The 12,251-nt window shown below is 42.9% G+C and carries 11 protein-coding genes; 3 read left to right on the top strand and 8 right to left on the bottom strand.

The genetic code is table 11. The features are described from left to right. The first annotated feature begins 68 nt into the window (after positions 1-68). Together folK and FPZ43_RS12580 are read left to right on the top strand one after the other, a co-directional pair. Complete coding sequence (folK, locus tag FPZ43_RS12585; protein WP_146382271.1) at positions 69-554, top strand: 2-amino-4-hydroxy-6-hydroxymethyldihydropteridine diphosphokinase; 486 nt, start codon at positions 69-71, stop codon at positions 552-554. Positions 555-579: 25 nt separating this feature from the next. After that, the gene (locus FPZ43_RS12580; protein ID WP_186461832.1) at positions 580-942 is read left to right on the top strand and encodes an Hpt domain-containing protein; all 363 of its coding nucleotides are present in this window, start codon (positions 580-582) and stop codon (positions 940-942) included. 116 nt (positions 943-1,058) lie between these two features. Here FPZ43_RS12580 and purS read toward each other — a convergent pair whose 3' ends face one another. From purS to rho, 3 genes are all read right to left on the bottom strand, one after another. Further along, on the bottom strand, positions 1,059-1,316 hold the full coding sequence (purS, locus tag FPZ43_RS12575; RefSeq protein ID WP_146382269.1) for a phosphoribosylformylglycinamidine synthase subunit PurS: 258 nt from the start codon (positions 1,314-1,316) through the stop codon (positions 1,059-1,061). A gap of 37 nt (positions 1,317-1,353) precedes the next feature. After that, positions 1,354-2,091 carry a CDP-diacylglycerol--serine O-phosphatidyltransferase gene (gene pssA, locus FPZ43_RS12570; protein ID WP_146382268.1) on the bottom strand — a complete coding sequence of 246 codons (738 nt, stop codon included), beginning with the start codon at positions 2,089-2,091 and terminating at the stop codon, positions 1,354-1,356. An 88-nt stretch (positions 2,092-2,179) separates the two neighbouring features. After that, complete coding sequence (gene rho, locus FPZ43_RS12565) at positions 2,180-3,829, bottom strand: transcription termination factor Rho (RefSeq protein WP_146382267.1); 1,650 nt, start codon at positions 3,827-3,829, stop codon at positions 2,180-2,182. Positions 3,830-4,090: 261 nt separating this feature from the next. Between rho and pyrF the strand changes: the two genes are divergently transcribed. After that, positions 4,091-4,921, top strand: a complete 831-nt coding sequence (gene pyrF, locus FPZ43_RS12560) for an orotidine-5'-phosphate decarboxylase (RefSeq protein WP_146382307.1) — start codon at positions 4,091-4,093, stop codon at positions 4,919-4,921. Between the two features lie 89 nt (positions 4,922-5,010). Here the strand turns inward: pyrF and FPZ43_RS12555 are convergent, their stop codons facing one another. The 5 genes from FPZ43_RS12555 to FPZ43_RS12535 all read right to left on the bottom strand — a co-directional run bounded on the left by FPZ43_RS12555 (position 5,011) and on the right by FPZ43_RS12535 (position 12,169). Continuing rightward, positions 5,011-5,547 (bottom strand): pyridoxamine 5'-phosphate oxidase family protein, encoded by a 537-nt coding sequence (locus tag FPZ43_RS12555; protein ID WP_146382266.1) that lies wholly within the window; start codon positions 5,545-5,547, stop codon positions 5,011-5,013. Between the two features lie 107 nt (positions 5,548-5,654). Continuing rightward, positions 5,655-7,019 carry an exonuclease domain-containing protein gene (locus FPZ43_RS12550; RefSeq protein ID WP_146382265.1) on the bottom strand — a complete coding sequence of 455 codons (1,365 nt, stop codon included), beginning with the start codon at positions 7,017-7,019 and terminating at the stop codon, positions 5,655-5,657. A gap of 167 nt (positions 7,020-7,186) precedes the next feature. After that, complete coding sequence (gene yidC, locus FPZ43_RS12545; RefSeq protein WP_146382264.1) at positions 7,187-9,031, bottom strand: membrane protein insertase YidC; 1,845 nt, start codon at positions 9,029-9,031, stop codon at positions 7,187-7,189. Between the two features lie 20 nt (positions 9,032-9,051). Next, the gene (locus FPZ43_RS12540) at positions 9,052-10,662 is read right to left on the bottom strand and encodes a CTP synthase (protein WP_146382263.1); all 1,611 of its coding nucleotides are present in this window, start codon (positions 10,660-10,662) and stop codon (positions 9,052-9,054) included. Positions 10,663-10,840: 178 nt separating this feature from the next. Next, positions 10,841-12,169, bottom strand: a complete 1,329-nt coding sequence (locus FPZ43_RS12535; protein WP_146382262.1) for a peptidoglycan DD-metalloendopeptidase family protein — start codon at positions 12,167-12,169, stop codon at positions 10,841-10,843. Positions 12,170-12,251 lie beyond the last annotated feature (82 nt).

Below are 12,251 nucleotides of genomic sequence, written 5' to 3'. Positions count from 1 at the left end.
ATATATGCAAACTTAGTAATTACGCACGGGATAACGTTAAGAGCCTGGGTATTAATATTTGTTACAACATGGTTAATGTTTTTGTATTGTTGGGCAGCAACCTGGGCAACAGGCTCGATTATTTGAAGCAAGCGGTTAAGCACGTAGGGCAGGATATAGCCCCGGTTACCCGGCTATCATCCATTTACGAAACGCAATCATGGGGTAAAACCGATGAACCCGACTATCTTAACCAGGTTATTGAGTTAGAGACAGCGTTGCCCGCCCGAGACGTGCTTGAAAAAATATTGGCTATGGAATTGGCAATAGGGCGCAAACGTTTTGTGAAGTGGGGCTCGAGGGTTATAGATATTGACATATTATTTTACGGGACTGAAATAATTAATCAGCCAGATTTGGTAATTCCACATCCGCAGTTGCATAACCGGCGATTTACTTTAGAGCCATTAGGAGAGTTGGCTCCCAATCTGTTTCATCCTTTATTAAATAAAAGTATTTTGCAACTCAAAAGCGAGTTGGAAGATAACTTGATTGTGAAAAAATTATACATTTGAACTTTAAACGCACACCATGTCAGATATGACGCAAGACCTTGACCTATCATTTTTGTATGAAATTGCAGATGGTAGTGACGAATTTATCGTCGATTCTATTACCATGTTTTTAGATCAAACGCCACAGCTGCTTTCAGCTATTGATAATGCCATTAACGCCGGCGACTGGGCAACAGCAGCAGCTTCTTCGCATAAACTTAAACCAAATCTTGGTTTTTTTGGTATGCCTATAAGCCAGGCAAACATCCAGGAAGTAGAGATTATGTGTAAAACCGGTGCTACTGATGTATCTGCCATCAAAGAAAAATTTAGCGAAGTTAACAGCACATTATCGACCAATTTAGTTGAGCTGCAAAAGATCAAAGCCGAGAAAGAAGCGGGCTTATAGCTTTAAGCTTAAAGCTATAAAATAGATATAGGAATGATAAAAAAAGAGAAAGGCAACCAAATGGTTGCCTTTCTCTTTTAACTTATTTTCAGCTTATAAACTTTAGTCTTTTGCTTTTAGTTTAGCTCTTCCAGTTTAAAGGTGTAGCTTTCCATAATCAAGTTGGCAAGCAAGCTTTTGCAAGCCTGGTCAACTTTGGCATTTGCAGCCTCTGTACTTTCAGCCTCAATCTCCAAAGAGATGTGTTTGCCAATACGCACATTTTGTATTTCAGATAAACCCAGGTTTTTCATGCTGCCGGTTACGGCTTTACCTTGTGGGTCAAGAATTTCTTTTTTTGGCATTACGTCAATTTCGGCCAGGAATTTTTTCATCAATTTGTGTTTTAAACGCGCTGTTGTAACCTTGCAGTTAGCCGTTTTTGTGCGAACTGCTCATAAAGTTATCATTGGCAAATTTTAATTGTATTATCGATAGCGTAATGTACATCACTATAACTACCGGAACTGCCGCAAATTTAAAAAATAGAATGAGTATTGCCGAAAACAGCAGTAATAAATAACGATAAAAGTTTTTATTGAAATCCTTGTTCTTGAACTTAAGCGACATTAAAGGAATTTCTGCAACAAGCAAGGTACACATCACGATGATAAAAATCGATAAACCGTACGGGTTAAGTACATACTTTGCAATTTCATCATACTGAACCAATATAAGCGGTATTGATGCGATTAGGATAGCATTTGCCGGGGTTGGTAAGCCTATAAAGCTTTCGGCCTGGCGTGTATCAGTATTAAATTTGGCCAGCCTCAATGCCGAAAATACTGGTATTAAAAAGGCAATATAATTAAGATACTCGCTAACGTGATTAATTTGAGGCCCCTGCAACAGCAACTCGTACATAATTGCCGATGGTAACACGCCAAAGCTCACCATATCTGCCAGCGAATCAAGATCTTTTCCGATGCATGAGTGTGCCTTAAGTACACGCGACGCAAAACCGTCAAAAAAATCAAAGATTGCTGCTAAAAATATTGCGTAAGAGGCAAATACAAGATTGTCTTGAAATGTAAACACAATGCCAATACACCCGCTAAACAGGTTAGCGCAGGTAATAGCGTTTGGTAAATGTCTAATTTGTCCTCTCATCACGGTATGAAGGTATCATAATTTTGTCAAAATATATGAAGTTATACGTTATGTTATCATAAAATATAACTCCATACATCGAAAGTTATTATGAGTTCATCGATATCAAAAACTCCTCGTTGGTTTTTGTACCCCTTATCTGGCCCTGTAAAAATTCCATGCTCTCTTGCGAGTTCATGTCGGCCAGGTGATTGCGCAATATCCATATACGTTGCAGGGTTTCGCGGTCAAGCAGTAAGTCATCGCGACGTGTGCTTGATGCGGTAATATCAATAGCAGGGAATATACGCTTGTTTGAAAGCTTACGATCCAACTGCAGCTCCATGTTACCGGTACCTTTGAACTCTTCAAAGATAACTTCATCCATTTTCGAGCCAGTTTCTGTTAATGCAGTTGCAATAATGGTTAATGAGCCGCCATCTTCGATGTTACGGGCTGCTCCGAAGAAACGTTTTGGCTTGTGTAAAGCATTGGCATCAACACCACCTGATAAAATTTTACCAGATGCTGGTGCAACTGTATTATAGGCGCGAGCCAAACGAGTGATCGAATCTAACAGTATAACCACATCATGGCCGCACTCAACCATACGTTTTGCTTTCTCCAAAACAATGTTGGCGATTTTAACGTGGCGCTCGGCTGGTTCATCAAATGTTGATGAAACTACCTCAGCACGTACGCTACGGGCCATATCGGTAACCTCCTCCGGGCGTTCATCAATCAATAATATGATAAGGTACACCTCCGGGTGGTTTTTGGCTATGGCATTAGCCACATCCTTTAACAACATGGTTTTACCAGTTTTTGGCTGTGCTACAATAAGGCCACGCTGCCCTTTACCAATGGGCGAAAATAAATCCATGATACGGGTTGAATAGTTACCCGGATCTGTAAATAAATTTAATTTCTCCGATGGGAAAAGGGGGGTAAGGTGGTCAAATGGTACACGGTCGCGCACTTCAGCAGGTATGCGGCCGTTTATAGCTTCTACACGTACCAGCGGAAAATATTTTTCGCCTTCTTTTGGCGGGCGGATGCTGCCACGAACAGTGTCTCCGGTTTTTAACCCAAATAATTTTATCTGCGACTGCGATACATAGATATCATCCGGAGATGTTAGATAGTTATAATCTGACGAGCGAAGAAAACCATAACCATCGGGCATAATTTCCAACACACCCTCGTTAACAATTACGTTATCAAAATCCATATTAATGGCGGGCTCCTGTGTTTTCGCCTGTGGCGGCTGCTGATTAGGGCGACGCTCAAATTTTGACGGGCGGGTTTCGGATGGTGCGGCTACCTCTTTTCTTGGTGCTGGTTCTGCCTCAAAGGCAGGAGCCGGAGCAGCCACTTCATTGTTCGTTTCAGCTTCGGGCTGTTGCTCGTCTTGCTGATCAAACAGGTTGGTATCGTTTAACGGCACTTCAGTTCTGGTAGCCGGTGTTTTAGATTTTATAGTGCGGGTTCTTTTGCGGGCTTTGTCGCCTGCTTCAGCAACAGGCTCGGCCTCAGCAACCGGCTCGGCCTCAGCAACCGGCTCGGCGCTTTTTTCGGCGTAGTTGCTTTCGTCAGCCTCTTGTTGATTGCGGGCAGCCTTTATAAGATTTTGTTGGTTAACTATTGCCGTTATAAGCTGTGCTTTTCTAAGTTCATCAGCCTTGTCAATACCTAAACTTTTCGCAATATCGCGTAACTCTGAAACGAGTTTGTCGTTCAATTCGATTGTATCAGACATGTTTTGAAATGTAATTCAATGGGGGGATTGTTGTGAATAAAAAGAAATATGTGGTTTGCACCAAACAATATTATATAGTGCAGGCAAGTTTTTTAAGCTTAAATTGTACCGTGATGATCAAAATTGTTTCGTTGTGCAAGATAATGCAAGGGAAAACGCTGCAATATGATGGAAAATATTATAAAATGCAAATTTATTAAATAATTGTTACTATTAGCATATTTTTAGTTTTTTTGAACTTCAAAATAATTCTTATCAATGATATCACGCAGCGAACTTATTGGGCAGATCAAATCCAAAAAATCTTTTCTATGTATCGGCCTTGATACTGATATCGATAAAATCCCCGCTTTTTTAAAGCAGTATCCTGATCCAGTTTTTGAGTTCAATAAACGCATTATTGATGCCACTCAGGACCTTTGCGTATCCTACAAACCTAATGCCGCTTTTTACGAAAGCCGCGGTGTTAAAGGTTTGCAAAGCCTTATTGCCACCTGGAACTACATCCCCAAAAATTGTCTGAGCATTATCGACGCCAAGCGTGGCGATATTGGCAACACATCTGATAATTACGCAAAAGCGTTTTTTAATGAGGATATGTCGGGCATGAGTTTCGATGCCATTACCGTTGCGCCATACATGGGTAATGATAGTGTAACGCCGTTTTTAAAATACGATGGCAAATGGGTTATATTACTTGCGTTAACATCATCTGTAGGTAGCAAGGACTTTCAATACTTACAGATTGGCGAACATACACTTTATGAACGCGTGATACAAACTGCAAACACTTGGGCAGATGCCGAACGATTGATGTTTGTTGTAGGGGCTACAAAAAGCACCGAATTTACCAATATCCGTAAATACGCTCCTAATAATTTTTTACTGGTGCCTGGCGTGGGCGCACAGGGTGGCAGCCTTGAAGATGTTTGCAAATACGGCATGACCAAAGATTGCGGCTTATTGGTCAACTCGTCCCGGGGTATAATTTATGCCTCAAACGGGGAAGATTTTGCCGAGGCTGCCCGTGCCGAAGCACTTAAGTTACAGCAACAAATGCAGGCCGAACTGGAGAAGGCCGGTATCATATAGAGGTTATTACCATCTAAGGTTTGTCAAAAGCAAAAAGCTTGTGTAATAGCAATTACACAAGCTTTTTTTGTTTATAGGTAAATTAAGGCTTATACCTCCAGTTTACCTTCAATAGAATCGTCTAAAGTTTTACCCAAAGCGGCACCTACCAGTTGTTTAACAAAGGCTATAGCATTGCCGTGTTTGTTATCCCAGTAGTAGCCTTGTGTTGGCGACACTTTAATGATTGAGATACGTGGGTCGCTTTTACCTTCGGTAAACCAGGTTTTAAGCGTCGGATCCCATAGCTCATCAATTTTGTCTTTATCCTCGCTTATTTCTGCGATACCATAGATGGTTAAAAAATCAGAATATTTTGAACCCTGGAACAATAACTGAACCATCGGGTCGGCTTGTAACTCTTCGTTTTTATGGCTATCATTTGCACTTAAGAACCACAGGTCGCCGTTATCGTCAATTTTTTGCGGCGACATTGGGCGGGTAGAGAAGGGCAAACCTGTTTTGATGTTGCTGCAAAAAAAGCAGCTTGATGCTTCCTCGGCTAATTCCTTCAATTTTTTCCAGGCTTCGTTACCTTCAAGGTTCTTAAAATTATCTTCGGGTTGTTGTTGATTAATACTATCCATTTTCAGTTTTATTAGTTTTGATAGTATATTAACTTTTGGGAAATTTATTTGTTTTAAAAAAGCCTCGATAAGACGTTGCCCTTTAATGATAACAATATTAAAAGGTACTACGCAAACACAACTTTCCGCTGTGGGAAACGGTCGGCGTAGCCGGTTACTATGTTACGGATGTAATCGTTACCGGGGTAGGGGGTTAAATAGCTTTTAAGCTGCTGTATGTTGTCGGCATTGTAATAATGCGAAATGTAACCCATGCCGTAAAAACGCCCCTCCTCAATCAAGATACAGCTGTGTTCTTCATTATTACGGCCTTCATCGCGGATAGCAAACGTAGGCAAGGCCTTTTTAAGCTCATCTAAGGCAGCATTAACCTTTTCGTTGTACTCACCAGCCGACTGATGACCTTCGCATGCGCAGCTGCCTACACTACTGCCGCTGCATGGCTGGTCATTCTTTTGGATAAAGCACAACTTAGGGCACAGGCCAAATGTATCTATGAGGTTGAGCAGCAGGTTGCGACCGTCAAGTAACGAGTTGCAGGCATATACAGCCGGCATGTGCTTACGATGCTTATCTACCGCCAAACGCATATAACCGCGCTGGTCCTCATACATGTAAATGCCAAAGGTATTTTCAAACTTTTTTAATGACCTGTTATACTTAGGCCAAAGGCGCTTTATTTCTACCGCCTCCAATACAAAAGCAATTAACTCGGTGCCGCATACCTGGTGGCTAATGTGATGTATAGTTTTTAAAAACTCCTGGCGTTGATAGTTTGGATTATTGCCTGTGAAATGGCTGCAAACGCGCTTACGTATGTTTTTTGCTTTGCCTACATAAACAACCTTGCCTTTGTTGTCATGAAAGTAATATATCCCCGGCGAGGTTGGCAGGGCATCAATATCCTGCTTAGGAAGATTTGCGGGCAATACCTGCTCTTTAGAATTTTGCTTAAGCGCCTTGCCAATGTGGTTTTCCGTATCGTTTTTAAGATACATGGAAAATAGTTCGGCGGTAGCTTCGGCATCACCCATAGCGCGGTGGCGGCTATTATTGGTAATGCCTAAGTGATTGCAGATCTTTCCCAGACTGTATGACATCAACCCCGGCATAATTTTGCGGCCAAGGCGCACGGTGCAAAGCTTATTGCATTGCAAATCGTACCCTACGGTACCCAAGTGATAGCGCAGGAAAGAATAGTCGAAATTTACGTTGTGGGCAACAAATATCTGTCCCTTTAACAGGTGGAAAATCTCGTGCGCAACATCCTCAAAAGGCGGCGCATCCTGCACCATTTCGTTAGTAATGCCTGTTAATGCGCGTATGTAAACCGGAATATCACGATGCGGGTTAACAAGCGTTTGAAAACGGCGGGTTATTTTTTTACCGTCATGTATGCATATCGCTATCTCGGTAATGCCGTTTGCGCTGGCATGCCCCCCGGTGGTTTCGATATCTACAATTGCATACATAGTTTAAATACGTTTACAAATATAAAATATTTTGCTAATATTTTTAGTTGGGATGGTTTTAACTTTTAAAACGTTCAGTAGCTTTATAAATAAAAAGACCCGTAGCGTTAACTACGGGTCTTTGTGTATCGATGGCAACTAATCTCTAATCAACCAATCTCTAATCTCTACTTCCCTTTTTTCGCCTGGATCTGTTGTTGCTGGCGCATCATTTCTTCCATTTTTGCGGCAAAGCCCGATTTTTTCTTTTTAGGATCTTCAGGTTTGTTTTTGTTGTCCTGAATTTGTGCGTGTATCTTTTTATCATCAACCATAAATTTGATCAGGTACTGCTGTACAAACGTAAACATGTTTGCAAGGAAGTAGTAATAGTTCAAACCCGATGGGTAACCATTAAGTGCACCAAAGAAAATGATAGGCGTAATGTAACCTATGTATTTCATTTGACCAGTGGCGCCCGATATCTGATTGTTAAAGTAGGTGTATATTAATGTAGATATGGTCATCAACAAACACATTAAACTGATGTGTGTCCACCCGATGATAGGCAGTGGCGCAAAAGTTATCAGCGAATCGTAAGTTGAAAGGTCATGCATCCATAAAAAGCTTTCGCCCCTAAGCTCAAATAAGCTTGGGAAGAAGCGGAAGAATGCGATTACAATTGGCATTTGTAGCAATAATGGCAAACAACCACCCAATGGGTTTACACCGGCCTTTTTGTAAAGCTTTAAATATTCCTGTTGTAAAAGGGTAGGATTGTCTTCGCCAACTTTTGCTTTAATCTCATCCATCTCGGGCTTTAGCACGCGCATTTTAGCCATTGACAAATATGATTTATACGTAAGCGGCGACAACACCAACTTCAATATAACCGTAAGCGCAAGGATGATTAGACCGTAGTTCCAGTTAAAGTTTTGTAATAACTGAAATACCGGCAATACCGCAAAACGGTTAATGTATTTAAGCGGGCCCCAACCAAGGTCAATCTGTTTTTCGATGTCATATCCCTGGTCTTTAAGCGTATGGAAGCGATTTGGCAAATAATAAAAACTCAGCGGATAGGTACCATCAGCCTGGCGCTCCAGCGTTAGGCCTGCTTTCATTTGCTTGATGTGTACAGTATCCAACGGATCGGTATTTACCTCGACTGTAGATTTCTTGAAACCATCTTTGGTTAGCAATACGGTCGAGAAAAAGTGCTGTTTGAATGAGATCCATTGCAGTTTTTTATCGCCAATTTCCTTTTGCTCGTTTTTGCTGGTGCTCAGGTAGTCAACATCGTTTTCGGTATTTTTATAGTAAACGGTGCTGTACTGGCGCTCCAGGTTCATGTCTTTCTCCTGCTTGCGCACATTGGCATCCCATTTAAGGTTAAGCATACCGCTGTTAGCAATAACCTGGTCAAGCCCTACGGGTTTAACTGTTAACCCTACTTTGTAACCCTCACCTTTTAGGCTGTATATATAATCGATATATTGGGTTGGGCTGTAGCTTAAGCGTAACGATATTGAGGACGAGTCCTGGCCGTTAACTGTAAGGCCGGTTGCGCTTGGCTTAAAGTAAAGTTCATCAGTATTGATATTTTTACCGGCAGCGCTAAAATTGAAACCAAAATTATTTTCCGGGCCATCAAATAAAACAAGTGGCTTTTTATCAAAGGTTTTAAAGCCTTTAAGTTCGGCACTGTAAACACGGCCGCCTTTGGTTGATATTTTTAGACGAAGGTCTTTGTTCTCAACAGTAACAAATTGCTCGGTACCAACTGTGGCAGCGCCAAAAGGAGCTTTTAAAATTGCAGAGTCAACGGTGGCTGTTTTAGCAGTATCGGCAGGTGTGTTTGCTGCAACCTGCGGTGCATTGCCTTTAGTTTTAATAAGGCCTTTTTTAACCGAGTCCTGATGAACGCGTATTTGCTCCTTTTTAATGTCGGCATCAGACGGCTGCATAATCCATATGCCGGCCACCATGATTACCATGATCAGGAATAATCCTGTAAACGTATTCTTATCCATTATGTATTTTATCGTGCAAACTACTTCTTGCGGGCATAAGCCAGTGAAGCGGCGACAAAGTTAATAAAAAGTGGGTGCGGATTAGCAACCGTTGATTTTAATTCGGGGTGAAACTGTGCACCCACAAAAAACGGGTGGTTTTTAAGTTCAACTATCTCAACCAAACCATTTTCCGGGTTAATGCCCGATGGAGTTAAACCGGCTGCTTCATAATCTTTGAGGTAGTCGTTATTAAACTCGTAACGGTGGCGGTGGCGCTCGCTTATGCTGGTTTTACCGTAAGCTACTGCCGCTTTACTGCCTTTTTTAAGTTCGCAGTTGTAGGCTCCAAGGCGCATGGTACCGCCTTTGTTTACCACGTTGCGCTGCTCTTCCATCATGTGGATAACCGGATGCGCCGTATCCTTATTCATTTCGGTACTGCTTGCACCTTCAAGATTGAGCACGTTACGGCCAAACTCCACAACAGAGCATTGCATGCCCAGGCAAATACCGAAGAAAGGAATGTTGTTTTCGCGCACATAGCGGATCGCCTCGATTTTGCCCTCAAAACCACGTTCGCCAAAACCGGGTGCAACAAGCACACCATGCAGGCCTTGGAGTTTTTCAACAGCGTTTTCAACCGTTAATGATTCTGACGGAATATATTGTACACGTACTTTACATTCGTTTTTAGCACCCGCATGTATAAATGATTCGATGATGGATTTATAAGCATCGGGCAGCTCAACATATTTACCCACCAGGCCAATCTTAACTTCAGAAGTTGGGTTTTTTAAGCGGCCCAAAAAGTCTTTCCAGCTCTCCAGGTCGGGTTCATTTTTATTTGGCAGCTTAAGCTTTGTAAGTACCGTTTTATCTAATTGTTCTTTCAACATCAGCAATGGCACATCATAAATGGTAGATGCATCCATCGATTCGATTACCGCATTGATGTTTACGTTACAAAAAAGTGCAATTTTTTTCCGGATATCGGCAGTAAGGTGGTGCTCGGTGCGGCAAACCAAAATATCCGGCTGTATACCATACTCCAATAACATTTTTACCGAGTGCTGGGTAGGCTTGGTTTTCAGCTCGCCTGCCGCAGCCAGGAAGGGGATAAGCGTTAAGTGAATAACAAGGGCATTGCTTGGGCCGGCTTCCCATTTAAACTGGCGTACGGCCTCCACAAATGGAAGCGATTCGATATCGCCCACTGTACCGCCAATTTCGGTTATCACAATATCATAATCGCCGCTTTCGCCCAATATGCGGAAGTTACGTTTAATCTCATCTGTTATGTGTGGTACTACCTGTACGGTTTTACCCAAAAATGCACCCTCGCGCTCGCGGTTAATTACATTTTGATAAATGCGGCCGGTAGTAATATTGTTGGCCTGCGTTGTTGGCCTGTTTAAAAAGCGCTCGTAATGGCCAAGGTCAAGATCGGTTTCGGCACCATCCTCGGTAACATAGCATTCGCCATGCTCATAAGGATTAAGTGTACCCGGATCGATATTAATGTAAGGATCGAATTTTTGGATAGTTACGCGGTACCCGCGGGCCTGAAGAAGTTTAGCTAATGAGGCTGAAATAATGCCTTTCCCTAACGACGAGGTAACGCCACCCGTAACAAAAATGTATTTAGTCATGATCTTTTTGAAATCTTCGGCACCGAAAAAAGGCCGTTGCCAAATGTTTGTGTACGGGATGCAAAAGTAGGAAAATTTGCGGGATTTGGGCTACCCAAAATGCTTTTGTGGAAAAGCCATTAGTTGTTGGTAGTAACTGTTTGTAAATGTTTAGGTTGATTATTTGCCAAATCAATAATCAATTGGCGGCTATCCAACCAGTTTCATTATCATGCTTAACTAACTGATAATTTTGATAAGTGCCAAGTAAAGTAACCTTTTCCCCAGGGACTATAAGTTTTTTACGGGCGGCGTTAATGCTGTCGGGGGCATTGAGCAGGGATTGTTGCTTTTTCAGGCTGATATTGCGGATTTTGCCTGCCTCTGTAATATTGCGGCTGTTAATGTAGCCTGTAAGCCCGTCGGGAAGGTTAACCTTATACCAGCCATCGGCAGCTGCACTAACGGTTAAAGGCGTATTTAACTCCAGCGTTTGCATGGCGTAGCCTTTATCTGAGGGCAGGTTATACAATTTTCCGTTCCGCACGGATGTGCGCACCGTTGCGTTTAAATACTTAAGCGGGGCAGATATCGGAGCCGGCTCTTTAACCTCCCGGTCAACAAAAGCCAGTGGATCAATTGCGCCACTGCTTGTGTAAATACCGAAATGCAAATGCGGTGGCGTAGTGCGTGCGTTGCCAGTATTACCAACCAGGCCAATGGTGTCTCCAATTGTAACGGTTTGGCCCTGTTGTACACTCTGCAAATCCAGGTGGGCATAGTAGAGCGAGTAGTCCTGATTGTCCGGGCGCATAAAAACTACGTTGCCGCCAAGGTTGTTTACGGTTACGCCGGTTACAGTGCCATTTGCGGCTGCTATTGCCGGGGTGCGCTTAGGTGCAAAAATGTCTATCCCTTCGTGCTTGCGGCCGCCTTCGTCGCGCCCGTCGCCCCAAAAGCTGCCAATGCGTGGCTTACCCACTGCCGATACCGGGAAGCTGAGCGACGGCCCGGCTGTAATGGTAAGCGTGTATTCGCCGGCGCGCAAAAGCTCGGGTTGCAAGCGCAAAATGTAATTGCCTGTTTGCTTAACCTCATGCTCCAGTAACGCGCCAACAGTATCTGCCGAGGCAAGGAGTTTTAATGGCTGCTGATTTTGCTCCTCAAACAAATCGGCATAAATATCAAAATTACTTACCGGCTTCTTACTGATGGCTATGCGTAGCTTTTGCCCGCGCTTGGCGTTAAAGCGTAGTGCGGTGCCGCCCGTTTTGTCATCAGCAAAGTAACCCGCTTCCTTATAGGGGATGGTAATGTTTAGCGGTTTGGCAATCACCTGCTGGGCCTGCAACAACCATGCGCTACCCATAGCCGTACGGTCAAATCCATTGTCCTTTAAGCGCTGCGCATAAGCATCATGCGGTGACAACTTATTAAAGATAGCCAACGGCCCCTTGCTTTTACTACAAGCGGCAAGCATGACGCAAATGGCAGCAAATATTACAGGCTTATATATGTGTTTGAGCATTGTATCCTTTTTAGTTTATGAAACCTAAAGCCGCCATTTAAAGTTTTGCCACGCAACGTATTTCCGTACTCCGCCAGCGCTT

Source organism: Mucilaginibacter pallidiroseus (genome assembly GCF_007846085.1).
Taxonomy (GTDB): domain Bacteria; phylum Bacteroidota; class Bacteroidia; order Sphingobacteriales; family Sphingobacteriaceae; genus Mucilaginibacter; species Mucilaginibacter pallidiroseus.
This window is presented reverse-complemented; position numbering and strand designations above follow the sequence as displayed.